The organism is Microbacterium sp., from assembly GCF_041641055.1.
Classification (GTDB): domain Bacteria; phylum Actinomycetota; class Actinomycetes; order Actinomycetales; family Microbacteriaceae; genus Microbacterium.
Window position 1 is genome coordinate 26,974 of the sequence record NZ_JBEPZB010000025.1, and the last position, 18,788, is coordinate 45,761.

The window sequence follows — 18,788 nt, forward strand, 5'->3', positions numbered from 1 at the left end:
TGCGCGAGGCGGCCGGTCTCGAAGCGGATGGTGCGGGTGCCGAAGCGGCCGTTGTCGAGAACGGCCTCGGTGGCGGTGATTTCAGGACCTTCCAAGAGGTCTCTCCTTCTTTGTTTAGACTCGCGAATCCGTGTGACGCGCGAGCGTGTTCATGAAGGAGCGGATGCGGCCGGATACGGGCGCGCGGGCAATCCCGCGAATCTCACCTGCGCTGGCCACCAGTAGAAAGCCACCCGACATCGCGCCGAGGAACCCACCACAGGGGACCAGCTCTCCGCCGATCGCTCCATGAGTCGATATGAAATTGTGCGGTCGACATGCGCCGACCGCGTTCCAGCCTATCAGCGGCACCGGCAAAACCCCCGTGATCCGCCGACCCTCCGGTTCCGACACCGCCCGGTCATCCGCGGTTCACCGCCCGGACGTCGGTACGTGAGGAGCATCCGCTGTCCTGAGTCCATGCGCATGTCAGTGATCGGATGCGGGTACCTCGGTGCCGTGCACGCCGCCGCGATGGCCTCGATCGGGCACGACGTCGTCGGCATCGACGTCGACGAGCGGAAGATCGCCGCGCTCGCGGACGGTGTGGCCCCGTTCTTCGAGCCGCAGCTGGGCGAACTGCTGTCCGAGGGTCTCGCGAGCGGGAGGCTGAGTTTCAGCACGGACACATCGGATGCCGCGGGGTGCGAGATCCACTTCCTCGCCGTCGGCACCCCGCAGATCGTCGGCGGCCACGCGGCGGACCTCCGATTCGTCGATGCGGCGGTGTCGGCGCTCCTCCCCCATCTACGCCCCGGCGACGTGGTGGCCGGCAAGTCGACCGTTCCCGTCGGCACCGCGGAGCGGCTCACCTCGGAGGTGGCCGGAACGGGGGCGACCCTCGTGTGGAACCCGGAGTTCCTGCGCGAGGGGTGGGCCGTGCACGACACGCTGACGCCCGACCGGCTGGTGGTGGGCGTCCCCTCCGGCCCGGACGGCGAACGCGCTGCCGACCTGCTCCGAGAGGCATACCGCCCGGCGCTCGAGGCCGGGACGCCCTTCCTGATCACCGACCTCGCCACGGCGGAGCTGGTGAAGGGCGCGGCGAACGCGTTCCTCGCCACGAAGATCTCGTTCATCAACGCGATGGCCGAGATCGCGGAGGCCGCCGGTGCCGATGTCACCCTGCTCGCCGACGCCATCGGCCATGACGGTCGGATCGGTCGCCGCTACCTGGGATCCGGTATCGGGTTCGGCGGCGGCTGCCTCCCCAAGGACATCCGCGCCTTCGCCGCACGCGCCGAGGAGCTCGGGCGGGGCGAGGCCGTCGGCTTCCTCCGTGAGGTCGACTCGATCAACCTGCGCCGCAGGGATCGCGCGGTCCGACTCGTCGTCGACGCACTCGGCGGCCTCGTCTTCGGACGCCGGATCGCCGTGCTCGGCGCCGCGTTCAAGCCGTTCAGCGACGACATCCGCGACTCGCCGGCGCTCGACGTCGCCGTCCGGCTGCGGGGCCTCGGCGCGGACGTGGTCGTCACCGATCCCGCCGCCCTCGCGAACGCGGCGGCCGCGCATCCGCAGCTCGGCTACGCCGCCGAGCGCGACGACGCCCTCCGGGACGCGGACGCCGTCGTGATCGTCACCGAGTGGGACCTCTACCGTCGCGACCTGACTCCCGAGCACGCGGGGTCCCTCGTCGCGGGGCGGATCGTCGTCGACGGCCGCAACTGCCTGGATGCCGCCGCCTGGCGTGCGGCGGGATGGAAGTACCACGGCATGGGACGGCGCTGACCCGACCAGCACCGCCGGGACGCGCCGCGGCGCTCGGCCGGGACACTCAGCCGACCTCGACGCTCCGGGGCGCGGAGGACCGCCCGAGGTACACGTAGTCGTCGTGCTTGGCCGCCCGACCGTCACCGGCGGCACGCCCTCGCAGCCGGCGCCACGCCCAGGGAAGCGCGTGCCGTCGCCACCACAGGCCCGCGCCGATCCGCTCGTGCTCGTGAAGTGCGGCGTCCAGAGCACCCAGTGCGTCGGCGTGCGGGACTCCGAGCACCTCCCCGGCACGGTAGGCGAGGAAGCGGTGCCCTCGACTGCTGAGATGCACGAGGTCCTCCCCCCAGTTCTCCCGGTCCGGCAGGCTGGGGTGCAGGTCGGTGTCGATGAGTATCGCGCCGGTGCGCGTCGCGATGCCGGCGAGGGCGACCGCGAACGCCGCGAAGCGTCGCGTGTAGATGGATGCCGCGCGCCGTCGAGGCAGGAACGGCGTGACGAGCACGACGTCCGCTCCGGCGCTCCTCAGGCGCACCACTGCGTCTTCGAGCTCCGCGGCGAGCGCGGGCACGTCGACGGTGGGCTTCACGAGGTCATTCGCGCCGATGAGGATCGAGACGAGGTCGGGCCGGAGGTCCAGCGCCCTGGGCAGCTGGATGGTGCAGACGTCGCGGACGCGCTTCGACCGGATCGCGAGGTTCGCGTAGTGGAGTCCACCCCTTGCGGAGAGCAGCAGTGCGAGTCGGTCGGCCCATCCCCGCAGCGCTCCATCGGGCGCCGGATCGCAGAGGCCCTCGGTGAGGGAGTCGCCGAGTGCGACGTAGCGACGCCACGGCCGACGGGCGACCGGAGCCGAGAGCTCCGGACGGGTGGCGCGGCGCGCGCGCAGGCCCGAGTCGACGGCCCGGAGCGTCCGCGCCTCGTCGAAGTGTCCGAGCAGCTGGTCGCACACGCTCGCCCAGCTGCGCTCCTGAACCGACAGGCATCCGGCCTCTCCGAAGGCACGACGCTTGCGGGCGTCTCCGACGAGGTCGGCGACCCGCATCCTCAGGTCATCGAGGTCACCGGGGCGGTAGAGCCAGCCGTCGATCCCCATCCGCACCAGATCGAGCGGTCCTCCTCGCCCTGTGGCGACCACAGGCACGCCGCTCGCATGAGCTTCCTGGAGGGTCTGGCCGAAGGTCTCGCTCTCGCCGGGGTGCACGAAGACGTCGAACGAGGCCATGGCCGCCGCGAGGCGCTCGCCCTCGAGATGACCGAGGAAGCGGGCCGACGGCAGCCGCGTCTCGAGCATCGCCCGGGAGGGGCCGTCGCCCACGACCACGAGTCGGGTGCCAGGAAGGTCCTGTAGAACGGCCAGATCCTCGACCTGCTTCTCGGGAGCGAGGCGGCCCACATAGCCGATCACCACCGGTGCATCCCATTCGCCGCGGAGCGCCGCGCTGCGCCGAGAGGGCTGGAACCGCTCGGCATCCACTCCCCTGCCCCAGCGCCGCACCCTGTCGACGCCCAGGCTCGCGAGCCGGGTCTCGGAATCCGCAGAGGGGGCGAGCGTCAGCGTCGCCCGCCGGTGGAGCCTCGCGATGTGGGTCTGGGCGAATCCGGTCGTCGCCGGCACCCGGTACCGCTCGGTGTAGGCGGCGACATCCGTCTGGTAAGCGGCGACGGAGGCGATGTCGAGCTGCTCGGCGGCGAGCGCGCCTCGCCACCCGAGGGCGAACGGGGAGGCGAGATGCACGACGTCGGGGTGGAAACGCCGCAGCGAGGCGGCGACTCTGCGGGCCGGTGACGTACCCACCCGCACTCCCGGGTAGCCGGGGAGCGCGAGGCTGGGAATGGGTTCGATCGCGACCTCGCCGATCGACGCGGGCATGCCGACGGCATCCGGTGCGATCACGTGCGCGTCGTGACCGGTGCGCTCGAGGTGCTTGAGGATCTGCAGCACGGATCCGGTCACACCGTTCATGTGCGGAAGGAAGGACTCTGTCACGATCGCGACTCTCACATCCCCAGGATGCAGCGCGATGACGCCCCGGGAAGGCGGAACGCCACCCGAGCACCAGAAGTTCACCGGATGCTGGATCGCCGGTCACCGGCTATCCCGCCGTCGGTTGCCGTTCACCTCCGGACCGCACTGTGGAGGCGTGTCCTCCGATCTGCTCTCCGGCCCGTGGAGCCTGGTGATCATGGGTCTGCTCGTCTTCGGCGACGCGTTCTTCGTGGTCGTTCCCGGCGAGATCGCCGTCACAGCTCTCGGCGCACTCGCCTCGACGACCGGCAGCCCTCCGCTCTGGAGCGTGATGATCTGCGCGGGCGCGGCCGCCGCTGCCGGAGACATCTGCTGCTACCTGATCGGCCGCACGGTCGGCACCGAACGCTGGGCCTGGATGCGCGCACCCCGCGTGCGGCGGGCTCTGGAGTGGGCACGACGACGGCTGGACGGTGGCATGGCGACCGTGCTGTTCACGGCGCGCTTCGTGCCCTTCGCGCGGCTCGCGATCAACCTGGTCGCCGGCGCCTCGCGCCTCCCGGTCGGCCGGTACCTCGGCCTGGTCTCCCTCGCTGCACTCGGATGGGCGGCGTACCAGGCCTCCGTCGGTGCCGTGGTGGCGGTGCTGGTCCCCGGAGGACCCGTGGTGGCCGTCGTGGTCTCGGTCGCCGTCGCGCTCGCCCTGGGCGCCACGATCGACGTCGTGTCCCGCCGCCTGCGCCGGTGATCTCGCATCGACACCAGGCGTGGCATAGGCTGGCGGGCATGAGCACCGACGATGGCGCCTCCTCCACCGAGGAGATGAAGCGCAAGTTCAAGGAAGCGCTCGAGAAGAAGAACGCGCACCACCGGCAGGGCGAGTCCCACCTGGATGGCGACTCCGCCGTCCACGGCGCGGCAGCTCCGCAGACGCGGCGCGAGTTCCGACGCAAGAGCGGTTGACCACACGGATGCGGGAGCCGACGACCGTCGACTCCCGCATCCCCTTCGGTGGAGCAGTGCTCAGCTGCTGCTCAGGCCCGTCTGTCAGCCCTGCGCGGCGCGAGCCCGAGCACGCTCCTCCTTGGCGGCCATCTCGTCGAGCGCCGATTCCTTGAGCCCCTGGATGTCGACGGCTGCGCGCTCGTCCGTCATCCCGTGCTCGTCGACGCCGTCGAGCTGCGACTCCTCGAACGGGATCGCCCCGCTCAGCACCTGCTGCACACGCTCCCGGTCGATCTGGCGGGTCCAGGTGCCGATGAGCAGGGTCGCGACCGCGTTACCGGTGAAGTTGGTCAGCGCACGCCCCTCGGACATGAAGCGGTCGATGCCCACGATCACACCGACGCCGTCGACCAGGTCGGGTCGGTAGGCCTGCAGTCCGCCGGCCAGCGTGGCGAGCCCCGCACCGGTCACTCCGGCCGCCCCCTTGCTCGCGATGATCATGAAGACGAGCAGACCGATCTGCTCGCCGATCGACATCGGCTGCCCCATCCCGGTGGCGATGAAGAGAGAGGCCATCGTCAGGTAGATGGCAGTGCCGTCGAGGTTGAAGGAGTAGCCGGTCGGCACCGTGATGCCGACCACCGGCTTGGAGACGCCGATGTGCTCCATCTTCGCGATGAGGCGCGGCAGCGCGGATTCGGACGACGAGGTGCCGACGATCAGCAGGTACTCCCTGGCGAGGTACTTCACCAGGCTGAAGATGTTGACCCTCGTGACGGCGAACAGCAGCGTGCCCAGCACGACCACGATGAAGACGATGCAGGTGATGTAGAACGCGACCATGAGCACGCCGAGGCTCCAGATCGCCGCGATGCCCGTCTTGCCGACGACCGCCGCGATGGCGCCGAACGCACCGAGCGGCGCGAGCCACAGGATCATGCCGAGGATGCGGAAGACGAGCTTCTGCAGGTTCTTCACCGCATCCATGATCGGAGCGCCGCGATCGCCGAGCCCCTGGAGCGCGAAGCCGACCAGCAGGGCGATGAACAGCACCTGCAGCACGCTCTCGCCGGTGAACGCCGAGAAGAACGTCGTCGGGATGATGCCGAGGATGAACTCGGTCGTCGTCTTGGCCTCGGTCTCGGTCGCGTCGTACGACGAATTCGCCATGTCGAGACCGGCGCCCGGGTGGATGATGTTGCCGACGACCAGGCCGATGGCGAGTGCGAACGTGGACATGACCATGAAGTACAGCAGCGCCAGGCCGCCGATCTTCCCGACCGTCGCCGCCTTGGCGATCGAGCCGACGCCCACCACGATGGTGCAGAAGATGATCGGGGCGATCATCATCTTGATGAGCGAGACGAAGCCCTTGCCGATCGGCTCCAGACTCTGACCGAACTCGGGCCAGATGAGCCCGACAGCGGCTCCGAGGACGACCGCGATGATCACCGACACGTAGAGCCAGGTGTGCCGGTCCCACGCCTGCTTGCCTCGGCGCCAGTGGAATCCGGGACGGGAGAACCCTGTCGTGATGGCCATGTTTTCCTCCTTGAGCATGAACGTCTTCGTCACATGAGCGTCGGCTGCGTCGCCGTCGGTACGTTCACGCTCGCCGACTTCCCCTCGGCACGCCATTTGTGGTCGTATTGGTCCCTACCGAGATCACGACCCCGCGATCACCGTCGATCGGAAGGATGCGATGAGACCCGCCCGCAGCACGGCATCGAGGGTGTTCCTCGCGCTCATCGCCGCAGCGGTCGTCATCGGGATCCTCGTCGCCGTCTTCCTGGTCGTCGATGCGCAGCGTGCCACCCACGCCGAGGCGGAGCGTGTCACCGCGGCGACGGCGGTGACACTCGCCTCCTCCCCGCTCGTGATCGGGACTCTCCGTGACGAGGACCGGGACGACGCCACCCGCATGCTCGAGCCCTATGCGCTCGAGGTCATCGCCGGAGCCGACCTCGGTTTCGTGACGATCATGACGACCGACGGCATCCGCATCACGCATCCCGACCCCGCCCAGATCGGCGCGCACTACCTCGGAACGATCCCGTCGCGACCCGCGCCTTTCACCGAGGTCTTCACGGGCACTCTCGGTCCCTCCGTGCGGACGATCGTCCCTGTGCGGACGGATGACGGCGAGGTGATCGGGTGGGTGTCCGCCGGGGTCACCATCGAGTCGATCTCGGAGACCCTCGTGCGCCGGCTTCCGCTGTCGATCGGCATCACCGTCGGGCTGGTCGGTCTGGGCGTCCTCGGCGCCGTCGTGGCGCGGAGGATCACCAGACGCATCGCCGGCGACCTGCCGCCCGGTCAGGTGCGGGACGCCGTCGCCTCCTACGAATCGCTGCGCACCCTCGGAGACGCCCTGCGGGCCCAGACGCACGAGCACGGCAATCGCATGCACACGGCGGTCGCCCTGATCGAGCTGGGGCGCAGCGGCGAAGCGATCGAGATCCTGACCGAGACGTCGCGCCAGAGTCAGTCGCTCGTCGATCAGGTGACGGCACGCCGAGCCGGAGATCCCGCCGTCGGGGCGCTGCTGCTCGGCAAGGCGTCGCAGGCCAAGGAGCGGGGCATCGACTGGCGCGTGAGCATCGACCCCGAGACACCGAAGTCTCCGCTGACGGCGGTCGAGAGCGTGGCGGTCCTCGGAAACCTCATCGACAACGCGATGGATGCCGCCTCGCTCGCGGACGACCGCTGGGTCGGGGTGACGCTGGAGACCTCCGCCGCAGGCGGCATCGTGCTGGAGGTTTCGGACAGCGGCCCCGGCGTCGCGCCGGAGCTGTGCGAGCGGATCTTCACCCAGGGCTTCTCGACCAAGCCTGCCGGAGCGCAGGGACGAGGTGTGGGTCTCGCGCTGGTCCAGTCCGTCGTGCTCGGCGCCGGCGGCACGGTCGAGGTCTCCTCCGACCCGACGACATTCCGCGTCGTGCTCCCGCCGCCGAGAGGAGCGACGAAGCAGTGATCCGCACACTCCTGGTCGATGACGACCCGCTGACGCTCGAGCTGCACCGCACCTATCTCGAGCGGATCGAGGGCTTCGTGGTGGGCGGCGAGTGCACGGGCGCTCGCGCGGCCGTGCATGCCGTGCTCGATCGATCGACGGCCGAGCCCTTCGATCTCGTGCTCCTCGACATCACGATGCCGGACGGCTCGGGCATCGACGTGCTGCGGGCGCTGCGCGCGCGCTCCGCCTCCGTCGACGTGATCGCGATCACCGGGGTCAGGGATGCGGAGACCGTGCGGCAGATGGCGGCCCTGGGCGTCTACCAGTACCTCGTCAAGCCGTTCCCGTTCGCCAGGTTCCAGGAGCGTCTGACCGACTACCGCACCCATCGGGAGCAGGCTCGGGCGACCGCCGGAGAGGCCACCCAGGCCGAGATCGACGCACTGCTGGGGCGCGCGACCGGGACGGTCGCCGTTCCCAAGGGACTGTCGGCGGACACGCTTCAGAAGGTGACGAGCGCAGTGCGTCGCGGCCCTGCCCTGTCCGCCACCGAGGCGGCCGAGCGACTGGGCATGTCCAGGGTCGCCGTACGGCGATACCTCGAGCACCTGGCTTCGACGGGCGTGCTCGTACGCAGCGCTCGCTACGGCGCCCGCGGACGACCCGAGACCGAGTACGGCTGGAAGCGACGCGAGGACGAAGCCGACTGATCTCGGCGCACCGTCAGCGCGGGAGCCGTCCTTCGTGCAGCAGCTGCTCGGGGTCTGTCTCGCCGCGCAGCGCGCGCAGCCGATCGATCGCCACGGAGTCGCCGCAGCGGTCGAGAGTCTGGCCGGGGCCCAAGAACGTCGGGACGGTGTGCGGTGCGAGCGCGTGCGCCAGCACGTCCCCGAAACCTCGCACGCTCGCGTCCCCTGGTTCTGCGGGGACCCCGGGGAGATTCGGCACGAGCGCATGCACGAGCCAACCCGCCCCGACCAGCGAGGCGAAGCCCGCGCGGCGAGGGGCGTCGAGTGCACCGCCGAGCATCCGCAGGTCGATGCCCATGATCGGCCACTGCTCCGGACGTCCTCGGAACTCGACGAGAGCGTCGATCGTGTCGTCGTCGAGTGCGGACAACGCCGCGGACGCCCCCCGACCCGGCGTCGGCTCGGTCGGCTCCGGACTCGCGTCGGCGATGGTCCGAGGAGTCGTCGCTCCCGTCATCTCCCGCTGTACGGTGCCCGCGGCCCTGATGCGGTCGATCAGCGCCTCGGCGGGCCCCTGGGTGGACAGCGTCTGTACGGTGACGAAGCTCCGCCCGCGGATCTCGGCCGGAAGCTGCGGGGCGTCGGGCATGCGCATCGAGTTGAGGAACACGTTCAGCGACGACGGCGCGTCGCCGGCGAGATCGCGCACGGCTCGGATCACCGCTGCCGCGTCCGCGGCATCGAACGTCAGACCGGCGCCCCACACCGATGGCGCAGGGACCAGGTCGATCTCGAGCGCGGTGACGATCCCGAGCACACCGCCGGCCCCTCGGAGCGCCCACATCAGATCGGGATCGCTGTCGTCGTCGACCCGTTCGTGCGTGCCGTCCGGACGCATCAGCCAGGCCGCACGCAGGTTGTCGGATCCGAGGCCCGCGGTGCGGCTGAACCAGGAATGGCCGCCACCGAGCGTGTACCCGGCGACGCTGACGACAGGGCTCGTGCCGGCCGGCGCGACCCAGCCGGTGCCTTCGAGGGCATCGACCACAGTGCCCCAGCGCACCCCGCTGCCGACGCGCACGATGCCGGCGCCGAGGTCGACGGACAGCTCGTCGAACGCGGCCATCCGCACGATCACGGCGCCGGAGAGGTCTCCTGAGGCTCCGTGACCGCTGGGCTGCACCGCCAGCGTCACGCCGGCATCGCGGGCGGCCTGCAGCAGGGTGCGGAGGTCGTCGACGTCGGCGGGAGCGGCCACACCGGCTGGATGCTGCTCGACGGCCAGGTTCCACGGCCTGCGCGCCGCGTCGTACTGCTCGTCGTCGGGAAGGAGGAGAGATCCGCCCAGCGCGGTGCGCGCGTCGTCCAGGACAGAGAGAGGGGCCATGACGTCACCGTACGATGTCCCTCGGACATTGTCGATGCCACCATGGCCCCACCGCGGGGAACGAGGCGCGAGCGGTCACTCCCCCGCGAGGCCTCCGAGCATGTGCCCGAAGGAACGTCCCTCGCCGAGATAGGTCGCAGGATCGTACGGGTCCTCGACGGTCGCCGTCTCCCGTCGGGCGATCGCGTCCGCGAGCTCACGAGCGCCCTTCTCCACCCGCTTCGCGAGCGGGGCCACCTGATCGGCGGCTGCACCCCAGTCGCTCGACGCCGCGAACACGCCCGTCGACACCGCGTCGGCGTGCAGGTAGGCGAACAGCGGACGGATGGCGTAGTCGATCGCCAGCGAGTGCCGCGCGGTTCCGGCGTTCGCGCCGATCAGCACGGGCTTGCCGGTGAGCGCGTCGGGATCGAGCACGTCGATGAACGACTTGAAGAGCCCGTTGTAGCTCGTCGAGAAGATCGGCGTGACGGCGATGAGGCCGTCCGCTGACACCACGGTGTTGATCGCGGTCTCGAGGGCGGGCGGCGCGAAACCGGTGAGCAGGTTGTTCGTGATGTCGTGCGCGTAGTCGCGCAGCTCGATCACGTCGACGCTCGCTTCGATGTCGTGGCCCGCGAGAGCCTTCACGGTCTCGGCCGCGAGGCGATCCGCGAGCATCCGGGTGGACGACGGGTTCGACAGGCCGGCAGACACCACCGCGATCCGACGCACGGTCATCTCACGCCTCCTTCCGGGCGAGACCGAACGCTGCCCCTGCAGGTGCCGGCGAGTCCTGGTAGGGCGAGTCGCCGGTGAGGTTGTCACCGCGGTTCGCACCGGGACGGGCCTGACGCGTGGGACCGTCTCCGAACTCCGCCTTCACGCGTGCAGCGTGGGTGGGCGCGTCCGGCACGGTCGCAGGGCGATCCTTCGCGAGTTCCTTGCGCAGCACCGGCACGACCTCGGAGCCGAGGATGTCGAGCTGCTCGAGCACCGTCTTCAGCGGCAGACCGGCGTGATCGATGAGGAAGAGCTGACGCTGGTAGTCGCCGTAGTGCTCGCGCATCGCGGCGTAGCGGTCGATGACCTGCTGAGGAGATCCCACGGTGAGCGGGGTCATCTCGGTGAAGTCCTCCATGCTCGGTCCGTGACCGTACACGGGGGCGTTGTCGAAGTAGGGGCGGAACTGATTCACCGCATCCTGCGACTTCGCGGCCATGAAGACCTGCCCGCCGAGGCCGACGATCGCCTGCTCGGGTGTGCCGTGTCCGTAGTGCGCGTAGCGCTGGCGGTACAGCTCGATCAGGCGCTGGTAGTGCTCCTTGGGCCAGAAGATGTTGTTCGCGAAGAAGCCGTCACCGTAATACGCGGCCTGCTCGGCGATCTCAGGGGTGCGGATCGACCCGTGCCACACGAAGGGGGCGACTCCGTCGAGCGGCCGCGGCGTCGAGGTGAAGCCCTGCAGCGGCGTGCGGAACTTGCCTTCCCAGTTCACGACGTCCTCACGCCACAGCTTGTGCAGCAGCGCGTAGTTCTCGATCGCGAGCGGAAGGCCCTGACGGATGTCCTGGCCGAACCACGGGTACACCGGACCCGTGTTGCCGCGGCCGAGCATGAGGTCCATGCGCCCGTCAGAGACGTGCTGCAGCATCGCGTATTCCTCGGCGATGCGCACGGGGTCGTTGGTCGTGATCAGGGTGGTCGACGTCGAGACGATCAGACGCTCGGTCTGAGCCGCGAGGGCGGCGAGGAAGGTCGTCGGGCTGGACGACCAGAACGGCGGATTGTGATGCTCGCCGATCGCGAAGACGTCGAGTCCGACCTCTTCGCTGTGCGTGGCGATCGCGAGGGTCGCCTTGATCCGCTCCTGCTCGCTCGGCGTCACGCCGGTGGTGGGGTCGCGGGTGATGTCGCTGACCGACATGATGCCGAACTGCACCGGGACGCCTGCCTGCTCGCTCATGATTGCTCCGTCTTCTCCGAACCGGGTGCCCTGCATCCGGTTCTATTCATTTGAATGTATCTGAGACAACGCGATGCGAGCAACTTTATTCCCCGAGTAGCCTCGGAGGATGAACAGTGCCGGAGCCGATGCGAAGACCCCCGCGACCGGATCCGTGCCGAAGCCGCGCAGACGGGTCCCGTTCTGGGACAACGCCCGCTACGCCTGCATCGTCCTGGTCGTCCTGGGCCACGCCATCCAGCGTCTCACCTACGATTCCGACATCGCCCTGGCGTCGTACCTCGCGCTCTACGCGTTCCACATGCCGGCCTTCGCGATCATCTCCGGCTACTTCTCGAAGTCGGGATCGCCGACGCGCGTGCAGATGGCGCGCGTGATCACCGACATCCTCGTCCCGTACGTCATCTTCGAGTTCCTGTGGACGCTCACGAAGTGGCTGGTCGAGGGGCAGGTAGACCCCAACCTCACGAAACCGTCGTGGACGCTGTGGTTCCTCCTCGCACTCGGCATCTTCCGCCTGATCCTCCCCTACCTGGCGCTGCTGCGATGGCCCCTGCTGTGGACCGTCATCATCTCGATCGGCGTGGGCTATCTGCCCAACGTCGACAGCACGTTCTCGCTGTCGCGCACGCTCGGGCTGCTTCCGTTCTTCACGCTGGGGTGGTGGCTGCGCGAGCGTGATGTCGTCGCCCGCCTCCGGCTGCTCGACCTCCGCCCCTGGTGGATCCGCGCGGTCAGCGTGCTGATCCTGGGCGGCACCGCATTCGCCGCCTGGAACTGGATCGATCTCTGGAAGGAGCTCGATCTGCGGCACTGGCTCTTCTACGAAGACGCCTACGCCGACCTCGGGGGCGAGCAATGGTGGGCGGGCGGCGTGCGGATCGCCCTGATGGTGCTCGCGGTGCTGCTCAGCGCGGCGTTCTTCGCCCTCATCCCGCGCGGGACCTACTGGTGGACGCGCTTCGGCCAGTACACGATGTACGTCTTCCTGCTGCATTCCTTCGTCCTCTACCCGTTCCGCGAGTCCGGTGCGCTGCGCGACCTCGACCCGACATGGCTGTGGCTGCCCCTGGTCACCCTGCTCTCGGTCGTCCTGGCCCTGACGCTCGCGACGAAGCCCATCCGGTGGCTGTTCCGCCCGCTCGTGGAACCCCGGCCGCGCTGGCTCTTCGTCGACCCGGCGCTCGCCACGCGCGAGGGCCACCGCAGCGACCCCACCGGCTCTCGACGCCCGCGCCCCACCGAGGGCAGCACCGGGCGCAGCACCGGACGCAGCACCGAGCGCAGCGGCGAGCAGAAGTGACGCGCGCCGAACACCTTCGCGACAGGCTCGTCGCCCGAGCGGATGCCACGGGATTCGTCGCGCATGGCCTGCACGTCCGCACCGGCGACGACGTCGCCGCGCACCGCTGGACGGCGGATGCACGAGAGGAGATCCACTCCGTCGCGAAGGGGGTGAGCGTCCTCGCGATCGGTCTGGCCGAGCACGAGGGCATCCTCACGCTGGATGAACCGGTGGGACGGTACCTGCCCGGTTTCGCGCTGGGCGACGGCGTCGACGAGGTGACGCTCCGCCACCTGCTCTCGATGACCAGCGGCATCGACCTCCCCTGGTCCGAGACGATGATGACGGACTGGCCGGATCTCGCCGCGGAGTTCCTCGCACGACCGTCGCGCGGACGGGTCTTCCAGTACTCCAACGCCAGCACCTACACGGCCATGGCGGCGCTGGAGGCGCAGGTCGGCGACATCGTCGACTACCTGCGGCCTCGGCTCCTCGAGCCTCTCGGCCTGGCCGATGTCGTCTGGGCGCGGTGCCCCCGTGGGCGCGTCCTCGGCGGCGAGGGGATCGCGCTGCGCACCGAGGAGCTCGCCCGTCTCGGCCGTCTGATCAGGGACGGCGGCACCTGGGAGGGCCGACAGCTCGTGCCGGGCGCCGTGACCGATGCCATGCACGCGGATTGGGTGGTCGCCGGCCAGAATCCGGGCTACGCGCGATACGCCCTCAGCGGGTGGGACGGTCCTGGCCCTGTCTGGCGTCTGCACGGCGCCCACGGCCAGCTGCTGGTCTTCGCCGGCGACACGGTGGTCGCGGTCACGGCCGACGATCACTTCGGCGCGGATGCCTTCGTGGCCTTCATCGCCGAGGTCATCGGAGGCTGACGCTTGCGACGCGCCCGGCGGCGGCAGCGGTCGTGGCGGCGACGGTCAGTCGAACAGGCCTGCTCCGACGTAGGACCCCGGCTTCGCACCGGCGGGAACCGCCCAGATCCCCGAGCCGACGTGCCGGATGTACTCGTTCATGCGGTCAGTGGAGAGCCGCCTCTGCAGCGCGATGAACTGCTGAGGATCCCGCTGATACGAGAGGAAGAAGAGCCCGGCGTCCAGGCGGCCGAGGTCGTTGTTGCCGTTGACGTAGTTGAAGCCGCGGCGGAGGATGCGGATGCCGTCGTTCTGGCTCGGATGCGCCAGCCGCACATGCGCGTTCGCGTCGATCGCCGACCCGCCGAAATCCGGTGCGGCGAACTCGTCACCGCCGGACAGCGGCGCGCCGACGCCCTTGTCCCTCCCGATGATGGTGTCCTGTTCCGAGAGTCGCACGCGATCCCAGGTCTCGATGAGCATCGCGATCTTGCGCGCGACGAGGTAGGAGCCGCCCGCCATCCAGGACGGCTCGTCGGAGGCCGCCACCCAGACGCTCTCGTCGAGCGCTGCGGTGTCGTCGGCGAGGATGTTCGCTGTGCCGTCCTTGAATCCGAAGAGGTTGCGCGGAGTGGCCTGATCGGACGTCGTGCGCGACGTCTTGCCGAAACCGAGCTGCGACCATCGCAGCCGCGCACGCCCGAAGGCGATGCGGCTCAGGTTGCGGATGGCGTGCACCGCGACCTGCGGATCATCGGCGCACGCCTGGATGCAGAGGTCGCCGTGGGAGGTCTGCGGATCGAGATCGTCACCGAGGAACGCCGGCAGGCGCTCCAACGACTCGGGGCGACGGCTCGCGATGCCGTACCTGTCGCCGTCCTCGTTCTGGAAGAGGCTCGGCCCGAGACCGAACGTGATCGTGAGACCGGATGCCGGGAGCCCCAGCGCCTCACCGGTGTCGTCGGGCGGCACCTCGGCGTCGCCGCCCACCGCCCCCGTCGCGCTCACCTCGAGCCCCTGCGTCATGCGCGAGGCGGCGTAGGTCCAGTCCTGGAGCAGCGTGATCAGGTCGTCGCGATCGGTGCGCGGCATCATGTCGAACGATGCGAAGTGCAGATGCTCCTGCACGGGCGTCGTGATGCCCGCCTGGTGCGCGCCGAAGAACTCGTACGCGCTCTCGGCATCCGCCTCCGCTCTCGCCCTGCCGAGCGCGACACCTCCGGTGAGTCCTGCGCCCACGCCGACGGCGAGCGACGCGACGCCGCCTCCGAGCGCGAGCCCGAGCAGACCGCGCCTGCTGAGGCCTGTCGGCGGGGATGCCGCGGCCGCCGACTCCTCAGGGGAATCGGCGGTCACGGCATCCTTCGAGAGTTCATCCACCTGCGAGATCGTACCTTCGTGTCAGTCCAGGACCGTGCCGGTGAGCTGTGAGAGCGGCTCGGCGAGGGCATTGATGAGGTCGGTGAACTCGCGCTTGTCGGCGTCGGTCAGCTCGCCGTAGCCGACGAACCCGTCTGCGAGGGATCCGTGCGCGGCCAGCGACTCCTCGAGAGCGGCGTATCCGTCTTCGATCTCCGCGACCAGCGCCTCGCCGTCGTCACCCCGGGCTGCGGCGAAGTCCTGCACCAGCGAGAACGCCATCTTGGACCCTTCGACGTTCGCGGCGAAGTCGTAGAGGTCGGTGCCGGACCACCAGTCCTCCTCGCCCGAGATCTTGCCCGTCGCGACCTCGTCGAGCAGCGCGATGGCGCCGTTCGAGATGCCGCCGATCCCCTGATCCTCGAGCGCGGCCGTGAAGTCGTCCGAGTGCACGTAGTCGTAGAGCTCCTGCACGTCGGCGAGCAGCTGGTCACCGTAGTCGGCGCGCTCCTCGGGGGTGGACGGAGCCCAGTCCTGCCATGCCGGGGTCTCACCGTCGGCGTTGAGCGCATCCTTGGCCGGGATCCAGAGGTCCTTCTCGATGCGGTGGAAGCCCGTCCAGTCGAGGCCTTCCGCCACTGCGTCGACCTCCCGGTAGTCGATGCGGGGGTCGAGCGTCCCGAGCGCTTCCGCCACCGGCTCGATGCGCTCGTAGAACGCGCGCGTCTGCGGGAACAGGGTGCGGGCCGTCTCGTCGTCCGCGGACTCGTATGCGGCCACGAGCTCGTCGACCGAGGGCACGAGCTGTCCGACCTGGTCCTTCACGAACGCGGCGTAGAGATCGACGGCCTGCTGCTTCTGCTCGGCATCCTCACCTTCCACAGCGACCCGCTCGCCGGTGACGGTGAACTCCGACTTCCCGACGCCCTCGCCGACCATTCCCGGCTTGCACAGGGTGAAGTAGCTGCCGGGCTGGGCGACGACCGTGAGCGTCCGCGAGGCGGAGGGCGCGATGTTCTCGACCTCGCCGACGATGCGCAGCCCGTCCTCGGCGAGCAGGTAGAACTCCGAGGTCTGTCCGCTGTCGTTCGAGACGTCGAACGTGATGGTGCCGCTCTCGGCTGTGGCCGAGGAGACCGTGCACGCGGAGTCGGTCGAGGAGACGTCGAAGCTGGCGCCGGTCGCGACGTCGCTCTTCGCGACACAGCCGCTGAGGACGAGGGCTGCGGCGCCTGCGGCGGCGACGGCACCGAGGATACGGCGAGAGGTGGTCATACTGCTCCTTGCTGGGTGAGTGTGGGGGTCGACGCATCCTGCGCCACGGTGCCGGTCCCGGATGCGGACGCGCGCGGGCCGGCGACCTTGCGGGTGCGGAGGCCTCGGACGAAGAAGAAGCCGACGACGAGCAGGTACAGCGCCCATGCCGCGACCTGGAGCCACGTCATGCGCGGCATGAAGCCGATCGTCGCCTGGAGGATCGTCGCCCAGGCGCCGCTCGGAGCGACGGCGTGCGAGACGTCGAACGCCCAGCCGAACGGGAACGCGCCCCAGCCCAGTGCGACGGCGCCCGTGGCGGGGTCGAGAGGTGCAACCGACGTGAACGGCCCGGGCAGGGCACCGGCCTCCTGCAGATCCATGATCGCGTAGGCGAGCACACCCGCGGCGACGATGACGAGGAACCCGCTGGTCCAGGTGAAGAACCGACGGAGGTCCAGACGCACGGCACCGCGCGCGAGCAGCCAGCCGATCGCCACGGCGGCGAGGATGCCGAGGACGGCACCGAGCAGCGCCGACGGGGTGTCGCCGAGCGACTGGACCATCGACCAGAGGAAGAGCGTCGTCTCGATGCCCTCCCTGGCGACGGAGACGAAGCCGACGGCGATCAGCGCCCAGATGCCCCCGTGCGTGAGCGCCCTGTCGATGCCGCCCTCGAGGGTGGCCTTCATGGTGCGCCCTGCCTTCTGCATCCAGAAGATCATCCAGGTGACCATGCCGACCGCGAGCAGCGAGAGGAGGCCGCCGATCAACTCCTGCGCCTCGAAGGTCAGCGCATACGCGCCGAAGGTCAGGACCGCACCGATGCCGAGCGAGAGCGCGACGGCGAGGCCGACCCCCGCCCAGAGCCGGGGAAGCGCGTCGCCACGGCCGATCCGTCGCAGATAGGCGACGAGGATGCCGACGACGAGCGCCGCTTCGAGGCCTTCGCGAAGACCGATCAGGAAAGTGGGAAGCACGGAGCGAACTCTCTGTAAGACTGAGGTAAGGCATCCCTTACCTCAGAGAGGTTAGCATCAGATCCACGACCTCCCGTGCACGCCTCCGGTCGGTAATCCGGCGCAACACTGCGTCCCCCTTCTCCGTCGCCGATCTACGCTCGGTGAATGGCTGATCTCTCGCTCCCCATCCTCGACCTGTCCCAGCTGGATGCCGGACCCGAGGCCGCGTCGCGGTTCCGCGACGACCTCCGGGCCGCGACCCACGACGTGGGGTTCTTCTACCTGACCGGAACCGGCGTCTCCCCCGAACTCGAAGCCCGCCTGCATCGTGCGGCGCTGGACTTCTTCGCGCTGCCCGAGGCCGACAAGCTCGCGATCGAGAACGTCAACAGCCCCCACTTCCGCGGCTACACCCGCGTGGGAGGCGAGCGCACTCAGGGCAAGGTCGACTGGCGTGAGCAGATCGACATCGGACCCGAGGGCGAGCCCGTCGAGGGTGGCCCGGCCTTCAACCGCCTCACCGGCCCGAACCTCTGGCCCGCCGCTCAGCCCGAGCTCAAGGAGGTCGTGTCGGAGTGGCACGACACGCTGACCGGGATCGCCCGCAAACTGCTGCGCGCCTGGGCTGTGACGCTCGGTGCGGACGAGTCGTACTTCGACGAGCCGTTCCGCGAGCCGTCGACGCTGATCAAGATCGTCCGCTACCCGGGCACCCACGAGCCGGAGCCCCAGCAGGGAGTCGGGGCGCACAAGGATTCGGGCGTGCTGACGCTCCTCTGGGTGGAACCCGGCAAGGGCGGCCTGCAGGTGGAGCGGAACGGTGAGTGGGTGTCGGCCCCACCCGTCCCCGGCGCGTTCGTCGTCAACATCGGCGAGCTGCTGGAGTACGCGACAGGCGGCTACCTCAAGGCCACGAACCACCGCGTGATCTCACCGCGGGCGCCCGAGGAGCGCATCTCGATCCCGTTCTTCTTCAACCCCGCCCTCGACCAGCAGCTGCCGCTGCTCGAGCTGCCGGCCGAGCTCGCTGCAGAGGCCACCGGTGTCACCGAGGATCCGAGCAACCCGATCCACGCGACGTACGGCGAGAACGCCATGAAGTCGCGGCTGCGCGCCCACCCCGACGTGGCCGCGATCCATCATCCGGACCTGGTCGGCGCGAAGGCCTGACCCGGGCGGGGCGGGATGCGCATGCTCCCGCTCCCTCCCCCGGACATGACGAAGGCCGCCCCACACCTGGGACGGCCTTCTCAAGAATGTTCTGCGCGATTGTACGCTGGCTCGCTCCGCGTTATCGGCGAAGGCCCAGGCGTGCGATCAGCGAGCGGTAACGCTCGATGTCGACGCTCTGGAGGTAGCCGAGCAGACGACGGCGCTGACCCACGAGCAGGAACAGGCCACGACGCGAGTGGTGGTCGTGCTTGTGCT

General features: G+C 69.6%; 17 protein-coding genes. 8 read left to right on the plus strand and 9 right to left on the minus strand.

Annotation, left to right across the window (positions count from 1 at the left end; all coding sequences use genetic code 11):
- The first annotated feature begins 459 nt into the window (after positions 1–459).
- Positions 460–1,770: a UDP-glucose/GDP-mannose dehydrogenase family protein gene (locus ACESK8_RS14100; RefSeq protein ID WP_372969182.1), complete on the plus strand. Its 1,311-nt coding sequence runs from the start codon at positions 460–462 to the stop codon at positions 1,768–1,770.
- A 46-nt stretch (positions 1,771–1,816) separates the two neighbouring features.
- On the opposite strand, the gene ACESK8_RS14105 is transcribed toward ACESK8_RS14100, so the two are convergent.
- A complete protein-coding gene (locus tag ACESK8_RS14105) occupies positions 1,817–3,742 on the minus strand; it encodes a GDSL-type esterase/lipase family protein (RefSeq protein WP_372969183.1) in 1,926 nt (641 codons plus the stop codon).
- Positions 3,743–3,896: 154 nt separating this feature from the next.
- Here ACESK8_RS14105 and ACESK8_RS14110 point away from each other — a divergent pair, with 154 nt between their 5' ends.
- Together ACESK8_RS14110 and ACESK8_RS14115 are read left to right on the plus strand one after the other, a co-directional pair.
- Positions 3,897–4,469: a DedA family protein gene (locus ACESK8_RS14110; protein ID WP_372969184.1), complete on the plus strand. Its 573-nt coding sequence runs from the start codon at positions 3,897–3,899 to the stop codon at positions 4,467–4,469.
- A gap of 38 nt (positions 4,470–4,507) precedes the next feature.
- Positions 4,508–4,684, plus strand: a complete 177-nt coding sequence (locus ACESK8_RS14115) for a DUF5302 domain-containing protein (protein WP_167347446.1) — start codon at positions 4,508–4,510, stop codon at positions 4,682–4,684.
- A gap of 84 nt (positions 4,685–4,768) precedes the next feature.
- Here the strand turns inward: ACESK8_RS14115 and ACESK8_RS14120 are convergent, their stop codons facing one another.
- Complete coding sequence (locus ACESK8_RS14120; protein WP_372969185.1) at positions 4,769–6,208, minus strand: cation:dicarboxylate symporter family transporter; 1,440 nt, start codon at positions 6,206–6,208, stop codon at positions 4,769–4,771.
- A 160-nt stretch (positions 6,209–6,368) separates the two neighbouring features.
- On the opposite strand from ACESK8_RS14120, the gene ACESK8_RS14125 reads away from it, so the two are divergent.
- Together ACESK8_RS14125 and ACESK8_RS14130 are read left to right on the plus strand one after the other, a co-directional pair.
- The gene (locus ACESK8_RS14125) at positions 6,369–7,640 is read left to right on the plus strand and encodes an ATP-binding protein (protein WP_372969186.1); all 1,272 of its coding nucleotides are present in this window, start codon (positions 6,369–6,371) and stop codon (positions 7,638–7,640) included.
- Positions 7,637–8,332: a response regulator gene (locus ACESK8_RS14130; protein WP_372969187.1), complete on the plus strand. Its 696-nt coding sequence runs from the start codon at positions 7,637–7,639 to the stop codon at positions 8,330–8,332. The genes ACESK8_RS14125 and ACESK8_RS14130 overlap by 4 nt, the downstream gene beginning before the upstream one ends.
- 13 nt (positions 8,333–8,345) lie before the next feature.
- Here ACESK8_RS14130 and ACESK8_RS14135 read toward each other — a convergent pair whose 3' ends face one another.
- From ACESK8_RS14135 to ACESK8_RS14145, 3 genes are all read right to left on the minus strand, one after another.
- Positions 8,346–9,698, minus strand: a complete 1,353-nt coding sequence (locus ACESK8_RS14135; RefSeq protein ID WP_372969188.1) for an FAD-binding oxidoreductase — start codon at positions 9,696–9,698, stop codon at positions 8,346–8,348.
- Between the two features lie 75 nt (positions 9,699–9,773).
- Complete coding sequence (locus ACESK8_RS14140; RefSeq protein WP_372969189.1) at positions 9,774–10,418, minus strand: FMN reductase; 645 nt, start codon at positions 10,416–10,418, stop codon at positions 9,774–9,776.
- A 1-nt stretch (position 10,419) separates the two neighbouring features.
- Positions 10,420–11,643, minus strand: coding sequence for an LLM class flavin-dependent oxidoreductase (locus ACESK8_RS14145; RefSeq protein WP_372969190.1), 1,224 nt, complete (start codon positions 11,641–11,643; stop codon positions 10,420–10,422).
- Positions 11,644–11,752: 109 nt separating this feature from the next.
- Here ACESK8_RS14145 and ACESK8_RS14150 point away from each other — a divergent pair, with 109 nt between their 5' ends.
- Positions 11,753–12,946: an acyltransferase family protein gene (locus ACESK8_RS14150; RefSeq protein ID WP_372969191.1), complete on the plus strand. Its 1,194-nt coding sequence runs from the start codon at positions 11,753–11,755 to the stop codon at positions 12,944–12,946.
- Entirely contained in the window at positions 12,943–13,806 is an 864-nt protein-coding gene (locus ACESK8_RS14155; protein WP_372969192.1) for a serine hydrolase domain-containing protein, read from the plus strand. Before ACESK8_RS14150 ends, ACESK8_RS14155 begins: the two co-directional genes overlap by 4 nt.
- A 45-nt stretch (positions 13,807–13,851) precedes the next feature.
- Here ACESK8_RS14155 and efeB read toward each other — a convergent pair whose 3' ends face one another.
- The 3 genes from efeB to efeU are packed head-to-tail and all read right to left on the minus strand — an operon-like array spanning position 13,852 to position 17,378.
- Positions 13,852–15,141 (minus strand): iron uptake transporter deferrochelatase/peroxidase subunit, encoded by a 1,290-nt coding sequence (efeB, locus tag ACESK8_RS14160; RefSeq protein ID WP_372969197.1) that lies wholly within the window; start codon positions 15,139–15,141, stop codon positions 13,852–13,854.
- A gap of 45 nt (positions 15,142–15,186) precedes the next feature.
- On the minus strand, positions 15,187–16,419 hold the full coding sequence (gene efeO / locus ACESK8_RS14165; RefSeq protein ID WP_372969193.1) for an iron uptake system protein EfeO: 1,233 nt from the start codon (positions 16,417–16,419) through the stop codon (positions 15,187–15,189).
- Positions 16,416–17,378 (minus strand): iron uptake transporter permease EfeU, encoded by a 963-nt coding sequence (efeU, locus tag ACESK8_RS14170; RefSeq protein ID WP_372969194.1) that lies wholly within the window; start codon positions 17,376–17,378, stop codon positions 16,416–16,418. Before efeU ends, efeO begins: the two co-directional genes overlap by 4 nt.
- Before the next feature lie 147 nt (positions 17,379–17,525).
- Here efeU and ACESK8_RS14175 point away from each other — a divergent pair, with 147 nt between their 5' ends.
- On the plus strand, positions 17,526–18,530 hold the full coding sequence (locus tag ACESK8_RS14175) for an isopenicillin N synthase family dioxygenase (protein WP_372969195.1): 1,005 nt from the start codon (positions 17,526–17,528) through the stop codon (positions 18,528–18,530).
- A 121-nt stretch (positions 18,531–18,651) separates the two neighbouring features.
- On the opposite strand, the gene ACESK8_RS14180 is transcribed toward ACESK8_RS14175, so the two are convergent.
- Positions 18,652–18,788: 30S ribosomal protein S15 (locus tag ACESK8_RS14180; RefSeq protein WP_372969198.1), on the minus strand; the 137-nt coding region annotated here is incomplete at its 5' end.

Excerpts from the sequence above, each read along its gene's own strand:
- ACESK8_RS14100 (WP_372969182.1), top strand. The coding sequence starts at position 460 with ATGCGCATGTCAGTGATCGGATGCGGGTACCTCGGTGCCGTGCACGCC.
- ACESK8_RS14115 (WP_167347446.1), top strand. The coding sequence starts at position 4,508 with ATGAGCACCGACGATGGCGCCTCCTCCACCGAGGAGATGAAGCGCAAG.
- ACESK8_RS14120 (WP_372969185.1), bottom strand. The coding sequence starts at position 6,208 with ATGGCCATCACGACAGGGTTCTCCCGTCCCGGATTCCACTGGCGCCGA.
- ACESK8_RS14125 (WP_372969186.1), top strand. The coding sequence starts at position 6,369 with ATGAGACCCGCCCGCAGCACGGCATCGAGGGTGTTCCTCGCGCTCATC.
- ACESK8_RS14135 (WP_372969188.1), bottom strand. The coding sequence starts at position 9,698 with ATGGCCCCTCTCTCTGTCCTGGACGACGCGCGCACCGCGCTGGGCGGA.
- ACESK8_RS14140 (WP_372969189.1), bottom strand. The coding sequence starts at position 10,418 with ATGACCGTGCGTCGGATCGCGGTGGTGTCTGCCGGCCTGTCGAACCCG.
- ACESK8_RS14145 (WP_372969190.1), bottom strand. The coding sequence starts at position 11,643 with ATGAGCGAGCAGGCAGGCGTCCCGGTGCAGTTCGGCATCATGTCGGTC.
- ACESK8_RS14150 (WP_372969191.1), top strand. The coding sequence starts at position 11,753 with ATGAACAGTGCCGGAGCCGATGCGAAGACCCCCGCGACCGGATCCGTG.
- efeO (WP_372969193.1), bottom strand. The coding sequence starts at position 16,419 with ATGACCACCTCTCGCCGTATCCTCGGTGCCGTCGCCGCCGCAGGCGCC.
- ACESK8_RS14175 (WP_372969195.1), top strand. The coding sequence starts at position 17,526 with ATGGCTGATCTCTCGCTCCCCATCCTCGACCTGTCCCAGCTGGATGCC.